We start from the raw sequence: 19924 nt of genomic DNA on the forward strand, positions 1-19924 counted from the left end.
CGGCGGGACCTCCCCCTTCGTCGTGCTCGCGCTGGTCAGTAGCGACGCTCGTCCCGGACCACCGTCTCGCGACGACGGTTGGTGAGCAGGAAGCTCAAGATGATCGCGAGGACGCCCAGAGCGATGGCGATCCACCCCAGGGCGCCGACGTCGAGACCCGCGATCGACATGTCGCCGTTGTAGGCGAAGACGATGACGAGTCCCACGAGCAGCAGGAAGATCCCGACTCCGATGTACATGTGGTACTCCTGTCCTCCGGGCTCACAGCCGGTTGGTGGTTTCGGTGGGGTCGACACGATCGGCCGGCAGGTGCCGGCCGCGCGGGTCATGGGTGTCGGTGCGGACGGCGTGCCGCGTCGCGACGCGCGTGGACTTGCGCGGGCGGTCGACGAGGAAGAAGCCCACGAGCATGAGCAGGCTGAAGACCACGATGAAGATCCAGAACAGCGCTTCGCCCCCCATGGGCCACTCCTTCGATCGACGGTGCGCCCACAGTAGCGCGGCACGTCCGGGTCAGTCGTCGCGGCTGAGCTCGGCGAGGTGCCGGTTGTAGGCCTCGAGCTCGGCGTCACCGTCGCGGTCGGCGCGTCGGTCACGGCGGGTCGACTCCCGGGCGTCGCTGCGCATCCACTGCCAGGCGACGCCGATGGCCAGCACGAGAGTCGGCGCCTCGCCGACGCCCCAGGCGATGGCGCCCCCGGTGCGCTGGTCGGCGAGCGGGTCGGTCATCCACGGCAGGTTGAGCCGCCCGAAGTAGTCCGGCGCGAGCAGGTCGGTCGACTGCGTGAGGATCACGCCGAAGAAGGCGTGGAAGCTGATCGTCGCGAGCAGCACGACGAAGAGCGCGATCGGGGGCCACCGCTTCGGCCCGGGGTCGATGCCGATGAGCACCCAGACGAAGAGGTACCCCGACATGACGAAGTGGGCCATCATCAGCACGTGCCCGGTGTGGGTGCTCATCGCCAGCTCGAAGAGCGGGCTGTAGTAGAAGATCGCCAGGCTGAAGAAGAAGAGCGAGGCCGCGACCGCCGGGTTGGCCAGCACCCGCAGGTAGGGCGAGTGGACCGACGCGAGGATGAGCTCGCGGGGCCCGAGCGTCTTGTCCCGGCGCGCCGGCAGTGCCCGCAGGGCGAGGGTGATCGGCGCCCCCGGCACCATGAGGAGCGGCGCGATCATCGCCACACCCATGTGCTCGACCATGTGCCAGCTGAAGAGCACCTTGCCGTAGACCCCCGGCCCGGCCGACGTGAAGTAGAAGAAGACCGCCCAGCCGAGCACCCAGCTGATCGTGCGGAGCACCGGCCACTCGTCACCGCGGGCACGCAGCCGCAGCACCCACCGGACGTAGACGAGGACCGCGATGACCGAGACGGTGAACCACAGCCAGTCCACCTGCCACGACGTGAGCCAGCTCGTCGACGACGGCGGCCCCGGGTCGGGGTAGCCCGAGAGGTCGTAGACGATGGCATTGGCCGGCGCCTCCTGCGCCGTCTCCGGCGTCGGGGTGCGCCCGACGGCGACACCCAGCCCCATGGCGGCAGCCATGACGACGACCTCACCGGTCGCCAGCCGGACGAAGGGGGCGACCCCCTCGGCGCCGGCCTCGAGTGCCGCGATGGTGCGGGAGCGGTGCCACCACCCGATGACCCCGAGGATGATCGCGGCGACGGCCTTGAGGATGAGCAGCACGCCGTAGCGCGAGTCGAGCCCCCCGAGACCGCCGATGTTGATCCACGTCGCGAGCAGACCGGAGCCGACGAGCAGGGCGAAGCACCAGGCCGCGATGCTCGAGTAGCGCCTCGTGGTGACCGCCAGGTGCGACCCGCCCGCTCCCTGAGGCGGCCGAAGGGAGGGACGCACCACGAGCAGCGCGACGAGCCCACCGATCCACACCGTCGCCGAGACGAGGTGGAAGGCGAGCGCGTTGACCCCGCTCATGTGGTCGAGGCTGGCCGCGGAGTGCCCGGAGAGGGCGAGCGGCAGCAGCGCGAGGACGGAGCCGGCGGCGGCCCAGGCCAGCGCCCCCTTCGTCCGGGCCAGCGGAGCAGCGACCGCGACGACGGCGACGATCGCGGAGGAGATGACCGCTGTGCGGGTGCTGTCGAGCTCCCAGACGAAGGCGGTCAGCTGGGAGAGGTAGGTGCCGTCGGTGAGCGGGATGCCGGCGAGCGAGGCGAAGTCCGTGAGCATCCGCCCGACGCCGGCGAGGAACCAGACGATCGCCGCCCCACCCGCGACCTGGGCGAGCGTCTCGCGGCGCGAGGTCCGGGTCGTCTCCGGGACGAGGAAGGCCCCGACGACGAGGGCGCCGACGGTCACCGCGGCCGCGGCGTCGTGCACGACCCGCAGCACCGGCAGGGACCACCGGACGAAGGCGCCCGGGTCACCGAGCTCGAGCGGCGCGGCGCCACCACCGAAGGCGGTGGCCGCGACGACGGCGACGATCGAGACGACCCCGAGGATCCCGAGCGGTGACGTCGTGGTGCGAGCGGTGCCCGGGGAGGAAGACATGCCCTCTAATCTAGGCAACTGGCCCCACCCGCCCGGCACCGCCCACCACGACGAAGGGAGCGATCGTGCCCGCCTCATCCGACGAGCTCAGCACGAGCGTCATCCGCATGCTGCGCATGCTGCACGCGACCCGTGCCCGGGCCCCACGGGTCCACCCGAGCGTCGAGCCCAGTCACCACTCGGTGCTCGTCGCCGTGCGTGAGCACCCGAGCCGCGTCGGCGACATCGCCGAGCGCAACCTCACGGATGCCTCGACCGTGAGCCGGCAGGTCAGCCACCTCACCGGCCTCGGGCTCCTCGCCAAGGTCCCGGACCCCGCGGACGGCCGGGCCCAGCTCGTCGCGCTCACCGACGAGGGGGCCGCCCTCCTCGATGAGCTCGTCGCCCGCCGCGAGGCGTGGTTCGCCGACCTGCTCGGCGACTGGAGCGAGGGCGACATCAGCGCCTTCATCGCCTACGTCGACCGCTTCTGCGATGCCGTGGCGGCCGACGAGCGTCACCGGCCCTGACCTGAGGCAACCCGGCACTCCGTCCGGGCGTCTGCAAGGATGACCAGCGTCCTACGCCACGCTCTGGGGGAACCCGCAATGTCGCACCGTCGCACCGCACTCACGGCACTCGTCCTCACCACGACCGCCGCTCTCGCGGCCGCCCCGGCCCTCGCTGCGCCGGCCCAGCCGTCCGCACCCACCGAGATCGACGTCATCTGCGATGGCATCGGTGCCGACACGGTGACGGTCACCGGCGACCTGTCCCGCGGAGGGACCGCCGAGATCACCGACGGCCCGCTGACGGTCGTCGGCCGCCCCGGCTTCACCGGCCAGGACGCCTCCGGCCACCAGGTGAGGATCGAGCCGAGTGGCACCGGCGCGACGTGCACGGCGACCACCGACTCCGTCTCCACGGACATCACCAAGCTGCTGCCCGCCACCCAGGCCCTCAAGGCCCAGACGACCGGCAAGGTCACCGGCCGGCTCACCTTCACCGTCGAGGTGGACGACACCCCGCCGCCCGCCGCGCAGCGCTCCGCCGAGCCCTACGCCGCCGCCGCCAGCCTCCCCTTCGAGTCGGAGCTGCGCAGCTACCTCAACTCCCGCCCCGGCGCCGTCGGGGTCGCCGTGCGCGTCCCCGGCTCGGGTCGCTCGTGGACCTACACCAAGACCTCCTCGCGCAATGTCACGGCGAGCATCGTCAAGGTGCACATCATGTCCGCCGTGATGATGAAGGCGCAGGACGCCGGTCGCGGCCTCACCTCCTGGGAGAAGTCCCAGATCGTGCCGATGATCCGCAACAGCGACAACAACGCGACGACGGCGCTCTTCAACCACATCGGCGGCCGCAGCGGGCTCGACCGGGCCGCCGACCGTCTCGGTCTCGACCAGACCTACGCCGACCCCTACAACCACTGGGGCCTGACGAGCACGACGGCCGCCGACCAGGCCGAGCTCATGGAGCACTACGCCCGCCCCTCCAAGGCGCTCAGCTACACCAACCGGATGTACGGCCTCACCCAGATGCGCAACATCAACTCCTCTCAGGACTGGGGCGTCACGGCCGGTGCGCCCTCCGGCTCGGTGGCCCTGAAGAACGGCTGGCTCCCGCGCACCGACGGCTGGCACGTCAACAGCATCGGTTGGGCCAAGGTCAGCTCGACCGACTACACGATCGCGGTCCTCACCCACGACAACCCGGGCGCCATGAGCACCGAGATCTCCACCATCGAGGGCGTCTCGCGGATCGTCTACAAGAACCGCGCCCAGCTCAAGGCCCCCACCCCCCCGCAGCCCGACCCGCGCGGCCGCTCCGGTGACTTCACCGGCGACGGCAAGGTCGATCTCATGGGGCGCAACCAGAGCGGACGCGTCTACGTCCACAACGGCGACGGCAACGGCGACTTCGCGGCCCGCCGCTCGGTCGGCACCGGCTTCGCCGACGCCGACTGGTTCGGCCACGCCGGCGACGTCAACCGCGACGGCAGGTCCGACGTCCTCGTCCGTCGCGGCGACGGCCGCCTCCAGCTGATGCTCACGACCGCCTCCGGCCAGCTCGGCACCCCCAAGACGATCGCGACCGGCTGGGACGCCTACACCGACCTCGCCTCGGGCGGGGACGTCGACGGCAACGGCCGACTCGACGTCATCAACCGTCGCGCCAGCGGCTCCACCGACCAGTACGAGCTCTCCGACTCCGGCACGCTGCGCTTCGTGCGCCGCTACGGTGTCCCGGCGAAGTGGTACCAGAACATCGAGCTCGTCCCCGACGTCAACGGCGACGGCCGCGACGACCTGCGCGGCGTCTCCTCCGGTGGCCGGATGCGCACGTGGACCTCGACCGGCACCGACTGGACGATGACGACGAAGACGTCGACCGGCTGGGACCGCTACCGGACCGTCGCCGTGCCGGGTGACGCCGGCGGCGCCGACAACAAGCAGGGCGACATCGTCGCGGTCCGCCCGAACGGCGACTCCCTGCTCTACTTCGCCGGCAAGGGCGGCAGCCACACCAACTACCCGCGCGACATCACGCCGAGCATGGACGTGCTGCCCATCGTCTTCTGACGGCCGGCACGACGAAGGGGGCGCACCGGGTGCGCCCCCTTCGTCGTGCCCAGCAGCCGGTCAGGCCCAGAGGAAGGCCGTCCCCGGGTCGTGGAGCAGGGCGGCCACGTCGGCGAGCAGCTTGGAGCCCAGCTCGCCGTCGACGAGGCGGTGGTCGAAGGAGAGCGCCAGCTGGGTCACCCAGCGCGGCTCGATCGACTCGCTGCCGTCGGCGGCCGTGACGACCCACGGCGTGCGGCGCACCGCACCGAAGGCGAGGATCACCGCTTCGCCCGGGTTGAGGATCGGCGTGCCCGTGTCGACGCCGAAGACGCCGACATTGGTGATCGTCGCCGTGCCGCCGGCCMGGTCGGCCGGCGGCGTGCGGCCCTCGCGGGCGGTGCCGACGAGGTCGCCAAGCGCAGCGGCCAGGTCGTGCAGGGAGCGCTGGTCGGCGCCCTTGATGTTGGGCACGAGGAGCCCGCGCGGGGTTGCCGCGGCGATGCCGAGGTTGACCGAGCCGTGCAGCACGATCTCCTGCGCGGCCTCGTCCCAGCTGGCATTGGCCTCGGGGTGACGGCTCAGGGCCAGGGAGAGCGCCTTGGCGACGACGAGCAGCGGCGTCACCTTGACGTCGGCGAAGGCCCGGTCGCGCTTGAGCCGGTCGACGAGGTCCATCATCGCCGTGACGTCCACGGTGATGAACTCCGTGACGTGCGGGGCGGTGAAGGCGGACGCGACCATCGCCCCGGCCGTCGCCTTGCGCACCCCCTTGATGGGGATGCGCACCTCCTCGCCCGGCGTCCCAGCGAGAGTCCCACCGGTCCCTGAGGAGGGCGCCCCGCGCCCGTCTCGAAGGGCCGAGGCCGCGCCCTCGACGTCAGCCCGGGTGACGATCCCACCGTCACCCGACGGCGCGACCGCCTGCAGGTCGACGCCGAGGTCCTTGGCGAGCTTGCGCACCGGCGGCTTGGCCAGGGCACGCGGCGGTCGAGCGTCTCGAAGGGCAGGGACCGGAGGTGGGCCTCCCGCAGCCGGCGCCGGTGCCGCCGACCCCTGAGGGGCGAGGCCGTCCGCGGCCGAGTCGACTCGACGGGACGTGCGGGCTCGACGTCGCGTGCTGCCGGCTTTGGCGCCGTAGCCGACGAGGTTCGGGCCAGCAGCCTCCTCCGCCTCGCCGGACACGGGGGCAGCCGGCTCCGGGTCGGCGCCGCCGACCTCGACGGCGATGATCGGGGCACCGACGTCGACGGTGTCGCCCTCGGCGGCGAGCAGCTCGACGACCGTGCCCGCGAAGGGGATCGGCAGCTCGACGAGCGACTTGGCGGTCTCGACCTCGATGACGATGTCGTTGACGGCGACCTCGTCGCCGACCTTGACCTTCCAGGTGGTCACCTCGGCCTCGGTGAGGCCCTCACCGGGGTCGGGCAGGTTGAAGTTCTTGACGGCCACAGTGGTCTCCTGGTCAGTGCTCGAACGAACGATCGACGGCGTCGAGGACACGGTCGAGAGTCGGGAGGAACTCCTCCTCGAAGCGGCTCGGCGGGTAGGGGATGTTGTACCCGCCGACCCGCAGCACCGGTGCCTCGAGGTGGTAGAAGCACTCCTCCTGGACCCGGGCGGCGATCTCGGCACCGAGGCCGACGAAGGTCTGGGCCTCGTGGACGATGACGGCGCGGCCGGTCTTGCGCACCGACGCGGTGATCGTCGGCAGGTCGAGCGGGCTGAGCGAGCGCAGGTCGATGACCTCGAGGCTGCGGCCCTCCTCCTCGGCGGCGGCTGCCGCCTGCAGGCAGGTCTTGACCATCGGGCCGTAGCACAGCAGCGTCAGGTCGCTGCCCTCCTTGGCCACGCGGGCGTCGTAGAGACCGAGGTCCGGGGCACCCCCTTCGTCGATCTCGGTCTCGCCGCGCTCGTGGTAGCGGCGCTTGGGCTCGAAGAAGATCACGGGGTCGTCGGTCTCGATCGCCTGCTGGATCATCCAGTAGGCATCGGCCGCGTTGCTGCACGAGACGACCCGCAGACCGGCGGTGTGCGCGAAGTAGGCCTCGTTTGACTCGCTGTGGTGCTCGACCGCACCGATGCCGCCACCGCAGGGGATGCGGATGACCATCGGCACCTTGAGGTGGCCGAGGGAGCGGGCGTGCATCTTGGCGACCTGGCTGACGATCTGGTCGAAGGCCGGGTAGACGAAGCCGTCGAACTGGATCTCGACGACCGGGCGGTAGCCGCGCAGGGCGAGCCCGACCGCCGTGCCGACGATGCCGGACTCGGCGAGCGGGGTGTCGAGCACGCGGTGCTCGCCGAAGTCCTTCTGCAAGCCTTCGGTGATGCGGAAGACGCCGCCGAGCTTGCCGACGTCCTCACCCATGAGGACGACCTTGGGGTCGCGCTCCAAGGCGCGACGCAGGCCGGCGTTGAGGCCCTTGGCGAGGGAGAGGCGCTGGCCGCTCATCGGGCGTCTCCTTCCTCGGCGAAGCCGGCGTGGTAAGCGAGGAACTCCTCGCGCTCGGCGTCCACGACGGGGTGGGGCTCGGTGTACTGGTGGTCGAACATCGTCGGTAGCTCCGGGTCGGGCATCTCCTGGCAGGCCTTGCGCACCCGCGCCGCGATCTCGTCGGCCTCGGCGTCGACGGCGCCGAAGAACTCCGCCTCGGCGTGCCCGCGCTCCTCCATGAAGCCGCGCATGCGCTTGATCGGGTCCTTGTGCTTCCAGATCTCGACCTCGGCGTCGCTGCGGTACTTCGTCGGGTCGTCGGAGGTCGTGTGCGCGCCCATCCGGTAGGTGTAGGCCTCGATGAGCGTCGGTCCCTGGCCGCTGCGCGCCTTGTCGAGCGCGTCCTTGGCCACGGCGTAGGTGGCGAGGGGGTCGTTGCCGTCGACGAGGACGCCGGGGAAGCCGAAGCCTCGGGCGCGCTGGTACGGCGGGATGATGAACTGCTTGTCGTTGGGCTCCGAGATCGCCCACTGGTTGTTTTGCACGAAGAAGACGACCGGCGCGTTGGTCACGGCCGCGAAGACGAGCGCCTCGTTGAAGTCGCCCTGGCTCGTGCCGCCGTCACCGGTGAAGGCCATGACCGCTGCGTCCCGCTCGGGGTCGCCGGTGCCCATGGCCCCGTCGGCCGTGATGCCCATGGCGTAGCCGACCGCGTGGAGCATCTGGTTGCCGATGACGATCGTGTAGAGGTGGAAGTTGTTTTCGTTGGAGTCCCACCCGCCGTGGTTGACGCCGCGAAACATGCCGAAGAGGCTCACCGGGTCGACGCCGCGGCACCAGGCGACGCCGTGCTCGCGGTAGCCGGGGAAGGCGTAGTCGTGGGGGCGCAGGGCGCGACCGGCGCCGACCTGGGCGGCCTCCTGGCCGAAGAGGCTCGGCCACAGACCGAGCTCGCCCTGACGCTGGAGGGCGAAGCCCTCTGCGTCGATGCGGCGCACGAGGACGAGGTCGCGGTAGATCGTGCGCGCGTCCTCGCTCGTCATCTCTTCGACGATCTGCGCGTAGGGCGCATTGGTCGCATTGGTCTCCAGGCGGTTGCCGTCAGCGTCGACGAACTGGACCATCTCCGGGTTGTCGTCGGAGAAGTGCCCGGTGATCTGGGAGGGGGGCGTCGGCCCCATCTCCGGCGAGGGCTCGAAGGCCCCTGCCACGTGTCCTCGGGTCCCGGCGTGGCCGGCGACGTCGCTGTCGCTCACTGCTGCTCCCTTCGGCCCGGCTCGAGGGGTCACCTCGCCGCGGCCACGTGAGGACGTCGTCGTCGACGCCTCGATCGGCTGCGGCGGGCGTGTGACCCGAGCCACAGTTCATTGGCGTGAGCCAACCTAGCGTCTCAGCAGGTGGACACCCAAACCGGGTCCGGGCCACTGGGCGGAGGGGGCTAGGGTGCGCGCATGGACACCCCGCGGCTGCGCTCCGCCCTCGACCAGGTCCCTGCCTACGTGGCCGGCAAGCCGCCCGCCGCACGCGAGGGGCTGACGGTCTACAAGGTCTCCTCGAACGAGAACCCGAACCCTCCGCTCCCTTCGGTCGTCGACGTCATCGCGGCCGCGGCGACCGAGGTCAACCGCTACCCCGACATGGGGGTCACCGCGCTCACCGACGCCCTCGCCGCGCACCTCGAGGTGCCACGCGAGCAGATCGCGACCGGCACCGGGTCGGTGGGTGTGCTCGCGCAGATCATCCAGTCGACGTGCGACCCGGGCGACGAGGTCGTCTACGCCTGGCGCTCCTTCGAGGCCTACCCGATCGTCGTGGCGATCGCCGGCGCCGTGTCGGTCCAGGTGCCGCTCACCGCCGACCAGCGCCACGACCTCGACGCCATGGCCGCGGCGATCACCGACCGCACCCGCGTCGTCCTCGTGTGCACGCCCAACAACCCGACCGGCCCGTCGGTGACCCACGCGGAGCTGGAGGCCTTCATCGCCAAGGTCCCCCGTGACGTCCTCGTCGTCGTCGACGAGGCCTACCTCGAGTTCGTCGAGGGCGAAGGGGAGGTCGACGGCCTCGCGCTGCGGCGCGAGCACGACAACGTCATGCTGCTGCGCACCTTTTCCAAGGCCTACGGGCTGGCCGGCCTGCGCGTCGGGTACGCGGTCGCGCCGGAGCCGGTGGCCGAGGCGCTGCGCAAGACGGCAACCCCCTTCGGCGTCAACCTGCTCGCCCAGGCCGCCGCGATCGCCTCGCTCGAGGCCAAGGACGAGCTCGACGTGCGGGTCAAGGGCATCGTCGCCGAGCGCGAGCGGGTGCTGGCCGCGCTGCGTGAGGCGGGCTGGCAGATGACCGACAGCCAGGCCAACTTCGTGTGGTTCCCGCTCGGCGAGCGCACGGGTGACTTCGTCGCGGCGTGCACGGAGGCGGGCCTGTCGGTGCGCCCCTACGGCACCGAGGGCGTGCGGGTGAGCATCGGCGAGACCGAGGCCAACGACCGGCTCATCGAGGTGGCCCGGGCCTTCGGACCCGCCTGACGCATCTCCCTGGGCACATCACCAAACCCCTCCACATTTCCCTAGGGAAATACCCACCCACTCCACATTTCCCTAGGGAAATACCCACCCACTCCACATTTCCCTAGGCAAATCACCACCCCTTCCACATTTCCCTAGGCAAATACCCGACCCCCTGGGTATTTGCCTAGGGAAATTCGTCAGGCCAGGGCATGGACGAGCGGGCGTCAGGTGAGGCCGCGGGCTCGCGCGGTCGCCTTGTCGTCGACCTCCCGCTGGATCTGGCGCTCGTCCTCGAAGTCGTCCCAGACGACCCGGACGAAGTCCCACCCGATGGAGCGCAGATCCTCCTCACGGGCCAGCTCGTCCTCCTTGACCTCCGGCGAGACGTACTTGACCTGCCCGTCGAACTCCACGGCCAGCATGAGCTCCTCGTTGGCGAAGTCCATCCGGTAGCTGCGGCCCGCCACGGTCTGCCAGACCTGTGGCTCGAAGTCCCAACGGCTGCCGCGCAGCACGGCCGCGGTGAGCGTCTCCCCCGGCGACTCGTGCTTCGGCTCCAGGTGCACCAGGGCCTCTCTGGCCTGCCCCACGCCCGTGGCCCCTCGGGCCGCATCGAGAGCCGCGGCGATCTCGCCCCGGGTGCACAGCCCATGACGAAGGGCGTGATCGCCGGCCGCGAGCGCGGCCAGCGGGTTGTTGCTCATGGCCGTACCGACGACGGCCCAGGCGGGCGAAGCGCTGCGGAGGGTGCCGAGGCCCGGCACCTGCACCTCGACGCAGGCCAGCTGGTCGAGGTCGACCCCGGTGACCCGCACCCCCTTCGTCGTCCGGCCGTGAGCACCACCTGCCGTGCCGATCTCGACCCGGCCGAGATCGGCCCGCACCAACGGCAGACCGAGGACGACGGCCGCGGTGTGGCGGATGGCGACCGCACCCTCGGCCTGCGACCTGAGGACGGCGGCCGCGCGGATCCGGTGCCGCTCCTCGATCTGCGCATCCGTGCGACTCGAGTACCACCCGCGGGCCGGCTGCCAGAACAGGCCGCGGCGGACGAAGACGGCCAGATCGCGACGGGAGATGCCTCTCCCTTCGGCCTCTGCAGTGGTGAAGAGCGGCATGTCGCCGAGCTCGGACGGGGCGACGCGAAGTGGTGGCGCTGACATGCATCCACCCTGCCCAGCCGGCCACCGCCACCCTTCCAGTTATCCACAAGAGGCCGCATCTCCCTAGGGAAATGCGGCCTCTGGACCACCCAGGCTGTCATTTGCCTAGGGAGATGCGGTCTGGGGTGGCCATTTCCCTAGGGAAATGTGGCCTGGGGTGGGTATTTGCCTAGGGAAATGCGGTCGGGGGTGGGTATTTGCCTAGGGAGATGCGGGGTCAGTCGTCGAGGTCTTCCTTCTCCGGCAGGACCCAGTTGAGGATCATCGAGACGATCGTGATGACGAGGGCGCCGATGACCGCGTCCCACCAGAACTCGGTGATCTCGAAGTCGAGGCCCAGCGGCGAGGAGATCCACTCGGTGAGTTGGAGTAGGAAGGCGTTGACGACGAAGGTGAACAGCCCCAGCGTCAGGACGATGAAGGGGAAGGTCAGCACCTTGGCGATCGGCTTCACGACCGCGTTGACGACACCGAAGATCAGCGCGACGAGCACGATGGTCGCGAACTTGGAGGCGAAGGTCGCGTCACCGTCGGCCAGGTGGATCCCGTCGATGAGCCACGCGGCGACCCACAGCGCCACGGCGTTGACGCCGGTCCGAATGAGGAAGTTGGTCATGGGGCCAGCATGGCAGGCCGCGGTGATCATCGGCACAGCCCAGCGCGATCGCCGCCCACCTGTGGTCACCTAGTGGGTCATACTTGACCGGCCGGTAACGAGGGTGTGCCGGCGACGAAGGAGAGCACGATGAGTGGCGACGGCCGCCCCACCCGGCGACACGACCTGTGGGACGACGACGAGACCGGCCCGGAGTCGACCCCGGCGCGGGACGACTCGACCTCTCCGGAGCCCGCCCCGGCGGCTGCCGGAGAGCCCAGCACCCCGGCCGACGAGCAGCCCCGCCGCAGCCACCGCAGCGAGGACGACCGCGCGACGCGACGCCCTGCATGGCTGCTGCCGGTCGCCGTCCTGCTCGTGCTCGCGCTGTGCGGCGGCGGCGCCTTCGCCGCCCTGCGCGGCGGTGGCGACGACTCCGCCTGCGGCGGCCGCAAGCTCACGGTCGCCGCGACCCCCGAGATCGCCGAGCCCCTCGAGGACGCGCTGGCCAAGGTCAAGGAGAGCGACGCGTGCGCCGACTTCGACGTCACCTCGGCCTCCGCCGCCGACACGGCCCGCAACATCAACGAGGGCCAGGCCCCCGACGTGTGGATCCCCGACAGCTCGACGTGGATCGACGCCGTCGACGCGAGCAAGACCACCGGACAGTGGCTCGAGGGGCAGTCGATCGCCTCCTCCCCCGTCGTCCTCGCGTCGGGCGACGATCAGAAGGCCAAGGTCACGAAGTTTTCGTCGTGGGGGTCGCTGCTCAACAACGAGGGCGGGCTGCGGATGGCCAACCCCGACACCGACACCTCGAGCCGGCTGGCCTTCCACGCCAGCCGCATCGGCCAGCCCGAGCGGATCGGCCTGCAGACCGGTGAGCGGCTGATCTTCATGTCGCGCTTCGCCGCGCCCTCGCTCAACAAGCTCTTCGCCGACTACACCTCCGACCAGAAGGGGACCCAGCCCTTCCCCGCGTCGGAGCAGCAGATCGCGACGTACAACGAGGACAACCCCGACGTCACCCCCCTTCGCGCCGTCGTGCCGGAGAAGGGGACGCTCTCGCTCGACTACCCGTGGATCATGAACCCCGAGCTGAGCGGCGAGCTGCTCCAGCACGCCGACTCCGCCCGGACCGAGCTCGGCACGCTCGACATGCGCGAGGCGCTCACCGAGGCCGGCTTCCGCGACCCCAATGGTGCCGGCGGCCCGGAGGTGGCCGGCAGCGCCGCCCCCGACGTCACGACCCTCGAGCCCCTCGACCGCAACGAGCGGGTCGCCGCCGTCGAGACGTGGGACCGCATGCGCACCGACATGCGGATGCTCGCGGTCATCGACGTCTCCGGCTCGATGGAGTGGGACAGCCCCACTGCCGGGATGACCCGCTGGGACGTCACGAAGGGGTCGCTCACCAAGGGTGTCGGCATCCTGCCCGCCGGCAGCCAGGTCGGCGGCTGGGTCTTCAGCAGCGACCTGTCCAAGGGCAAGGACCACCGCGTGCTCGCGCCGATCAAGCGCCTCGACAGCACGAAGGGGGGCACCACCCACCGCGAGTCGCTCCGCAAGCTCATCGACGGCGGCGACAAGTACATCGGTGGCGACACGGCGCTCTACGACTCGATCTGGGCGGCCTACCAGAAGATGGTCAAGGAGTACGACCCCGACTACGTCAACTCGCTCGTCGTCTTCACCGACGGCGAGAACGACGACCCCAACGGCGGCCTGTCGCTCAACCAGCTGCTGTCGCGGCTCGACGACTCCTACGACGCCAAGCGCCCGGTCCGGGTCATCACCATCGGCATGGGCGAGGCCAGCCCGACGGCCCTGCAGAAGATCTCCGACGAGACCGGCGGCACGAGCTACATCGCCGAGACGCCGGACGACATCGAGCGGGTCTTCGTCCAGGCCCTCCTGGCCCGCAGCGGACGCTGAGCGGCGCACGAGTCACGACTGGGTCAAGGTCGCGGCGGGGTGCTCCCCGCCGCGACCGGCTCGGTGGCACGATGACCGGCACCGGGCACGCATCCAGTGCCCCTTCTGCACACCTGGAGGATGACCATGCGCCGTGCCCACGTCGCTCTCTTCGCCACGCTCGCGCTCGGCGCGAGCGCCCTGACCGCCTGCGGGTCCGACAGCCTCGAGGGCACCGACGCCGGCGGCGGCGAATCTTCGTCCGCCCAGGAGGTCACCGTGGACGAGGAGGTGGCCAAGCTCGTCCCGGAGGACGTCAAGAGCGCGGGCACGCTCAACATCGGCTCCGACGCCTCCTACGCGCCCAACGAGTTCCTCGGTGACGACGGCAAGACCGTCGAGGGCATGGACGTCGACCTCTTCAACGCGGCCGCCGCCAAGATGGGCCTGGAGACGAAGTGGAGCAATGCCTCCTTCGACTCGCTGATCCTCGGCGTGACCTCCGAGAAGTACGACGTCGCGGTCAGCTCCTTCACGATCAACGACGAGCGCAAGAAGCAGGTCAACATGATCAGCTACTTCGACGCCGGCACGCAGTGGGTCACGACGAAGGGCAACCCGGGCAAGGTCGACCCGAAGGACCCGTGCGGCGCGACCGTCGGCGTCCAGAAGGGCACCGTCCAGTTCGACGAGCTCGAGGCGCTCAACAAGAAGTGCGACGACAAGATCAAGATCGTCGTCGAGCAGGAGCAGTCCAAGGTCACCGCGAGCCTCGTCTCCGGCAAGACCGAGGCCATGTCCGCCGACTCCCCGATCAGCCTCTACGCCGTCAAGCAGCAGGGCGAGGAGCTCGAGGCCCTCGGCGACATCTACGACTCCGCCCCCTACGGCATCGTCATCCCGAAGGACCAGAAGGAGTTCGGCGAGGCCATCGCCGCCGCCTTCACGAGCATGAAGGAGGACGGCTCCTACGAGGCCATCCTCAAGAACTGGGGCAACGAGTCCGGCGGCATCGACGAGTTCGCCGTCAACCCCTGATGTCCAGCACGAGCGACGCGGCGGTCCCCCCTTCGGCAGGCGAAGGGGGGACCGCCCCCGTGTCCGAGGACGCCGGCCCCATCGACGCCGCCCCGGTCCGTCACCCGGGGCGCTGGGTCGCCCTGGTCGTCATCGCGATCGTCTTCGCGATGATCATCTCCAGCTTCGTCACCAACCCGCGGTGGGACTGGCCCTTCGCCTTCCAGGTGATGAACTACAGCCCGGTGCTCGAGGGGCTCGTCAAGGGCACGATCATCGCGACGATCGGGTCCATGCTCATCGGCGTGACGCTCGGCATCGTCATCGGCGTCATGCGACTGTCGGACAACCCGGTGCTGAAGTTCGTCGGCTTCCTCTACACGTGGTTCTTCCGCGGCATCCCGCGCCTGGTGCTCGTCGTCCTCTTCGGCACCGGCATCGGCTACCTCTACCCGAGGTTCGACATCGGGCCCTTCCCCTTCAGCCAGCAGCTCGCCGGCTGGCTCGGGATGAGCAACGACCTGACGCTCTTCACCTTCAACGTCAACCAGATCAGCAGCACCCTCATCTGGGGCATCATCGCGATGGGCCTGTCCGAGGCCGCCTACATGGCCGAGATCGCCCGCGCCGGCATCATGTCGGTCGACGAGGGGCAGCGTGAGGCCGCGGCCGCGCTCGGCATGAAGCCGAGCCTGTCGATGCGGCGCGTCATCCTGCCGCAGGCGATGCGCGTCATCATCCCGCCGACGGGCAACGAGACCATCGCGATGCTCAAGGACACCTCGCTGCTCATGGCGCTACCGCTGAGCACCGAGCTCTTCTTCCAGGCCCAGGCCATCGGCAACCGGACGCTGAAGATCATGCCGACGCTCATGGCCGCGTGCCTCTGGTACCTCGTCATCACGTCGGTCCTCATGATCGGGCAGTACTTCCTCGAGCGGCACTTCGGCCGCGGCTACGGCAACACGTCGAAGCAGGCGAAGACCGACACCAACCGGACCCGCCTCATGGGTCTGACGATCGGAGGCGGCAAGTGAGCCGGCCAGTCGTGCGCGCGGTCCAGGTGCGCAAGTCCTACGGCAGCAACGAGGTGCTCAAGGGCATCGACATGGAGGTCTCCCCCGGCGAGGTCGTCTGCCTGCTCGGGCCCTCCGGCTCGGGCAAGACGACCTTCCTGCGGTGCATCAACCAGCTCGAGGACATCCAGGCCGGACGGATCTTCGTCGACGACGAGCTCATGGGCTACCGGGAGAAGCAGGCGAAGGGGGGCCGCAAGCTCTTTCGCCTGAAGGACAAGGAGATCGCCGCCCAGCGCCGGGAGATCGGCATGGTCTTCCAGCGGTTCAACCTCTTCCCGCACATGACTGCGCTCGAGAACGTCATGGAGGCGCCCGTCCGGGTGCAGGGACGGTCGAAGGCCGAGGTGCGCGCCGAGGCGCTCGAGCTGCTCGACAAGGTGGGCCTGGGCGACAAGTCGAGCGCCTACCCGGGGCAGCTCTCCGGCGGCCAGCAGCAGCGGGTCGCCATCGCCCGGGCCCTGGCGATGCAGCCCAAGCTCATGCTCTTCGACGAGCCGACCTCGGCGCTCGACCCCGAGCTCGTCGGCGAGGTCCTCGAGGTCATGCGCGACCTGGCCGCCCAGGGCATGACGATGATCGTCGTCACCCACGAGATGGCCTTCGCCCGCGACGTCGCCGACCGGGTCGTCTTCATGGACGGCGGCGTCGTCGTCGAGCAGGGCGCGCCCAGGGAGGTCATCAACAACCCGCAGCACGCGCGGACCAAGGACTTCCTCAAGCGGCTGCGGGCCGAGCACGAGAAGGTCGCCGAGGCGGTCGCCGAGCTCGGCTGACAGGGTCAAACCCGTGTAACCCATGACAGAATCAGTTGGCGAGCAGCATGGTTTTCACATGACGCTGGGAACAATGGACGCCGCGGGCCTTCGGCGCAAAAACACCATGATTTTCAGGTCGCCCCTGTCGGCAATGGTCGCGATTGGAATCACCCTGTTCGGGGCCGGCGCCGCCGATGCACTTCGACCCGACTTTCTTACAATAATGAAAACACGACGGGTAACAACGGTTTTCCCGGCATCGACTCACTGCCCAAAACAATGAGCGCCTCCGGTAGAATTCTCGACGCGACCGGGCTTCATTGGCGCCCTGCCGAGAGGGATGGCTCCTTCATTGTTGATGTTCCGGTGGAGGAGGCCACTTCCCCACAGAGCGTTTCGCTCGAACTTCCAGAAGGGTTCGTCGAGGAATGGATCGACCAAGTGATGTGCGATCCTCTCAACGGCTTGGGTCGCTGCTCCCGGTCAGTTGAGAAGGAAGTGATCTGGTTGATTGGCGATCTATTGCACGAGGCCTTGGCTGCCGGAATCAGTCCACCTCAAAGTGTCCGATTGCGGCGCCTGAAGAACGGCAAGCTATCCCTGCTCCGCAATGAGCGTCCCCAGGCTGCCCCACTTCCAAGCGACGACACCTTCGCTTGGCATACGGAAGCGCCCGGCGAGCGGGGCTAACACCTGGCGTAGGGTGACGCGGTGCGCCGCCTCCAGGGCCTGCTGGCCGACACCCGCCCCCTGAAGGTCCCGGCATACCGACGGCTCTTCACCGCGCAGATCGTCACCGTCATCGGGGCGCAGCTGACGGTCGTCACGGTGCCCGCGCAGATCTACTCGATGACCGGGTCGAGCGCCTACGTCGGGCTCACCGGCGTCTTCGGGCTCGTGCCGCTCGTCGTCTTCGGGCTCTACGGCGGCTCGCTCGCCGACCACTTCGACCGGCGGCGGATCCTCACGGTGACGACGTGGGGCCTGATCATCACGTCAGCGCTCTTCTTCGCACAGGCGGCGCTCGGCAACACCAACGTCTGGCTGCTGCTCACGATCTTCGCCCTGCAGCAGGCCTTCTTCGCCGTCAACCAGCCGACCCGATCGGCCGTCTACCCGCGCATCCTGCCGCCCGAGCTGCTGCCCGCCGCCAACACGCTCGGGATGACGGTCTTCACCGGGGGTGCCATCGCCGGGCCCCTCGTCGGTGGTGCGCTCATCCCGCTGCTCGGGTTTTCGTGGCTCTACCTCGTCGACACGATCTGCCTCTTCGCGACCCTGTGGGCGGTCATCTCGCTGCCGCCGCTGCCCGTGGAGCGAGCGGCCGGGTCCACCCCCGGTCTGCGGTCGGTGGTCGACGGCTTCGTCTATCTGGCGACCCAGCCGGTGCTCCTCATGTCCTTCGTCGTCGACCTCATCGCGATGGTCTTCGGCATGCCGCGTGCGCTGATCCCCGAGATGGCGCACCTCGACTTCGGTGGCCCGGCCGAAGGGGGCGTGGCCTTCGCCCTGCTCTTCGCGGCCATGCCGGCCGGAGCCTTCCTCGGTGGGGTGATGTCGGGGTGGGTCTCGCGGGTGGAGCGTCAGGGCCTGGCCGTCATCGTCGCGATCCTCGTGTGGGGTGGCGCGATCGCCGGCTTCGGCATCGCCGTCGCCCTCGCCGACGGGAGCGCCGGGCTGTGGCTCGCGGTCGCCGTGATCTTCTTCGCCGCGGGCGGTGCGGCGGATGTCGCCTCGGCGGCCTTCCGCTCGTCGATGCTGCAGACGGCCGCGACCGACGCGATGCGCGGTCGGCTCCAGGGAGTCTTCATCGTCGTCGTCGCCGGCGGTCCGCGCGTCGCAGACGTGCTCCACGGCCTGGCCGCCGGCCAGCTCGGTGCGGCCGCGACGACCATCGCCGGCGGCGTGCTCGTCATCGTGCTGACCCTGCTCGCCTCCGCAGCCGTCCCGGCCTTCGCCAGGTACCGGCTCCCGCGGGCCTGAGGCGGGGTCCCCTCGAGACGCTCGCTGCGCGAGCTCCTCGGGGAACGGGGGGTGTCCCTATGGGTTTCGTCAAGCGGCTGTGGCTGGGCGGGGTTGGTAGGGGGTGCCGTCGCGGAGCATGGCGTAGATGACGTCGCAGCGGCGTCGGGCCAGGCAGATCAGGGCGGCGTTGTGCTTCTTGCCTTGGGCTCGCTTGCGGTCGTAGTAGGCGCGTGAGGTCGGGTCCGACAGCGCGGCGAACGCGGACAGGAACATCGCGCGTTTGAGGTTCTTGTTGCCTCCGCGTGAGGGGTGTTCGCCGCGGATGGAGGATCCGGAGCGTCGGGTGACTGGGGCTAGGCCGGCGTAGGCGGCCAGGTGCCCGGGTGTGGGGAAGGTGGTCCCGTCGCCGACTTCGAGCAGGATCCGTGCTCCGGTCCTGACCCCGATGCCGGGCATCGAGGTCAGGACCGCGGCAAGAGGGTGTGCATCGAGCATCTCCTCGACCTGGGTCGCGGCCTGCTCGCGTTGAGCCAGTAGCGAGGTCAGCTGGTCGGCCAGCTGGAGTAGCACCAGTTCAGCGGCCCGGGTGCCGGGAACGGTCACGCTCTGCTCGTCCAGGGCAGCCATGACGGCTTCGACGATGGCGTGGTGGCTGCGTGGAGCCCTTGGCCTGACGACGTTGGCGATGCGCTTCTTGCCGGCTGTACGTAGCCCGGTGGGGCCGCCGTAGCGGTGGAGCAGTTCCAGGACTGCCTTGTGGTGCAGCTTGCCGCCGATGGCCCGTTCCAAGGCCGGGTGGATCTGGGTGAGCAGCCCGTGGATGCGATTGGTCACCCGGGTGACCTCGGACGCGAGGTCGTCGTCGAAGCCGACGATGACGTCCAGATCGGCCAACGCTTCGTCGCCGGTGTCGACCCGCCGCAGTGCGTGCGGCAAGGTCCGTGCTGCTTCAGCGATGACGTACGCATCGCGGGCGTCGGTCTTGGCGTTGCCCGGGTGCAGGTCGGCGATGCGGCGCATGGCCAGCCCGGGCAGATAGGCCACGTCCACACCCACATCGCGTGCGACAGCCACGGGCAGCGCGCCGATCGAGGCGGGCTGGTCGACCACGACGAGCACCGGCCCGTGGCCGCTCAGCTGCTCGTACAGGGCCCGCAGTGCGTGTTCGTCCTGAGGCAGCGGTCGGTCGTGCAACCGATGTCCGCCGTGGTCGAGGGCGGTGGCGTGGTGCTCGCCCTTGCCGACGTCCAACCCGAGGAACACCGCGTACCCGCGATCTGCTGATGGCTCTTGCATGACGGGCCTCCTTGCCCACGCAGACAGTGGTCGCGCTGGCCGCGGTCAGGCGTCAGCAGCCGGCAGCCACGTTACGAAGAGACCACCCAAGCGGGGGCCGTGTCCCTATCAGCGGTCAGACCGACGCCACCAGTCCCGGTGACAACAC

Annotated in this window: 17 protein-coding genes; 8 read left to right on the plus strand and 9 right to left on the minus strand. The window is 69.8% G+C overall.

Going from position 1 to position 19924, the window contains the following annotated elements:
• Positions 1-35: 35 nt before the first annotated feature.
• Genes AB4Y78_RS14280 through AB4Y78_RS14290 form a run of 3 tightly spaced genes read right to left on the minus strand, consistent with a single transcriptional unit; the run spans position 36 to position 2511 of the window.
• The gene (locus AB4Y78_RS14280) at positions 36-239 is read right to left on the minus strand and encodes a DUF6458 family protein (protein ID WP_007924605.1); all 204 of its coding nucleotides are present in this window, start codon (positions 237-239) and stop codon (positions 36-38) included.
• A 22-nt stretch (positions 240-261) separates the two neighbouring features.
• Positions 262-462, minus strand: coding sequence for a hypothetical protein (locus tag AB4Y78_RS14285; protein ID WP_441715558.1), 201 nt, complete (start codon positions 460-462; stop codon positions 262-264).
• A gap of 51 nt (positions 463-513) precedes the next feature.
• Positions 514-2511 (minus strand): cytochrome c oxidase assembly protein, encoded by a 1998-nt coding sequence (locus AB4Y78_RS14290; RefSeq protein WP_441715560.1) that lies wholly within the window; start codon positions 2509-2511, stop codon positions 514-516.
• Between the two features lie 65 nt (positions 2512-2576).
• Between AB4Y78_RS14290 and AB4Y78_RS14295 the strand changes: the two genes are divergently transcribed.
• On the plus strand, positions 2577-3020 hold the full coding sequence (locus AB4Y78_RS14295) for a MarR family winged helix-turn-helix transcriptional regulator (RefSeq protein WP_007924597.1): 444 nt from the start codon (positions 2577-2579) through the stop codon (positions 3018-3020).
• A 78-nt stretch (positions 3021-3098) separates the two neighbouring features.
• Positions 3099-5069 carry an FG-GAP-like repeat-containing protein gene (locus AB4Y78_RS14300; protein ID WP_441715562.1) on the plus strand — a complete coding sequence of 657 codons (1971 nt, stop codon included), beginning with the start codon at positions 3099-3101 and terminating at the stop codon, positions 5067-5069.
• 60 nt (positions 5070-5129) lie between these two features.
• On the opposite strand, the gene AB4Y78_RS14305 is transcribed toward AB4Y78_RS14300, so the two are convergent.
• Genes AB4Y78_RS14305 through pdhA form a run of 3 tightly spaced genes read right to left on the minus strand, consistent with a single transcriptional unit; the run spans position 5130 to position 8741 of the window.
• The gene (locus AB4Y78_RS14305) at positions 5130-6500 is read right to left on the minus strand and encodes a dihydrolipoamide acetyltransferase family protein (RefSeq protein WP_441737256.1); all 1371 of its coding nucleotides are present in this window, start codon (positions 6498-6500) and stop codon (positions 5130-5132) included.
• A gap of 13 nt (positions 6501-6513) precedes the next feature.
• Positions 6514-7503, minus strand: a complete 990-nt coding sequence (locus AB4Y78_RS14310) for an alpha-ketoacid dehydrogenase subunit beta (protein ID WP_128277207.1) — start codon at positions 7501-7503, stop codon at positions 6514-6516.
• Positions 7500-8741 carry a pyruvate dehydrogenase (acetyl-transferring) E1 component subunit alpha gene (gene pdhA, locus AB4Y78_RS14315; protein WP_387357194.1) on the minus strand — a complete coding sequence of 414 codons (1242 nt, stop codon included), beginning with the start codon at positions 8739-8741 and terminating at the stop codon, positions 7500-7502. The genes AB4Y78_RS14310 and pdhA overlap by 4 nt, the downstream gene beginning before the upstream one ends.
• A gap of 195 nt (positions 8742-8936) precedes the next feature.
• Here pdhA and hisC point away from each other — a divergent pair, with 195 nt between their 5' ends.
• Entirely contained in the window at positions 8937-10010 is a 1074-nt protein-coding gene (hisC, locus tag AB4Y78_RS14320; protein ID WP_259912215.1) for a histidinol-phosphate transaminase, read from the plus strand.
• 206 nt (positions 10011-10216) lie between these two features.
• Here the strand turns inward: hisC and AB4Y78_RS14325 are convergent, their stop codons facing one another.
• Complete coding sequence (locus AB4Y78_RS14325; RefSeq protein WP_441715567.1) at positions 10217-11155, minus strand: hypothetical protein; 939 nt, start codon at positions 11153-11155, stop codon at positions 10217-10219.
• A 217-nt stretch (positions 11156-11372) separates the two neighbouring features.
• Complete coding sequence (locus AB4Y78_RS14330) at positions 11373-11771, minus strand: phage holin family protein (RefSeq protein ID WP_040880562.1); 399 nt, start codon at positions 11769-11771, stop codon at positions 11373-11375.
• Positions 11772-11900: 129 nt separating this feature from the next.
• On the opposite strand from AB4Y78_RS14330, the gene AB4Y78_RS14335 reads away from it, so the two are divergent.
• The 5 genes from AB4Y78_RS14335 (at position 11901) to AB4Y78_RS14355 (ending at position 18498) form a co-directional block, all read left to right on the plus strand.
• Positions 11901-13685 (plus strand): substrate-binding and VWA domain-containing protein, encoded by a 1785-nt coding sequence (locus tag AB4Y78_RS14335; RefSeq protein ID WP_128277208.1) that lies wholly within the window; start codon positions 11901-11903, stop codon positions 13683-13685.
• Between the two features lie 126 nt (positions 13686-13811).
• Positions 13812-14702, plus strand: a complete 891-nt coding sequence (locus AB4Y78_RS14340; protein WP_441715570.1) for an ABC transporter substrate-binding protein — start codon at positions 13812-13814, stop codon at positions 14700-14702.
• Positions 14702-15718 carry an amino acid ABC transporter permease gene (locus tag AB4Y78_RS14345; protein ID WP_441737259.1) on the plus strand — a complete coding sequence of 339 codons (1017 nt, stop codon included), beginning with the start codon at positions 14702-14704 and terminating at the stop codon, positions 15716-15718. The genes AB4Y78_RS14340 and AB4Y78_RS14345 overlap by 1 nt, the downstream gene beginning before the upstream one ends.
• The gene (locus tag AB4Y78_RS14350; RefSeq protein WP_306511970.1) at positions 15715-16533 is read left to right on the plus strand and encodes an amino acid ABC transporter ATP-binding protein; all 819 of its coding nucleotides are present in this window, start codon (positions 15715-15717) and stop codon (positions 16531-16533) included. Before AB4Y78_RS14345 ends, AB4Y78_RS14350 begins: the two co-directional genes overlap by 4 nt.
• A gap of 693 nt (positions 16534-17226) precedes the next feature.
• Complete coding sequence (locus AB4Y78_RS14355; protein ID WP_441715202.1) at positions 17227-18498, plus strand: MFS transporter; 1272 nt, start codon at positions 17227-17229, stop codon at positions 18496-18498.
• A 69-nt stretch (positions 18499-18567) separates the two neighbouring features.
• Here the strand turns inward: AB4Y78_RS14355 and AB4Y78_RS14360 are convergent, their stop codons facing one another.
• A complete protein-coding gene (locus AB4Y78_RS14360; protein WP_441715204.1) occupies positions 18568-19776 on the minus strand; it encodes an IS110 family transposase in 1209 nt (402 codons plus the stop codon).
• Positions 19777-19924 lie beyond the last annotated feature (148 nt).

The sequence above is a fragment of the Janibacter sp. RAF52 genome (genome assembly GCF_052114035.1).
GTDB lineage: Bacteria > Actinomycetota > Actinomycetes > Actinomycetales > Dermatophilaceae > Janibacter > Janibacter hoylei.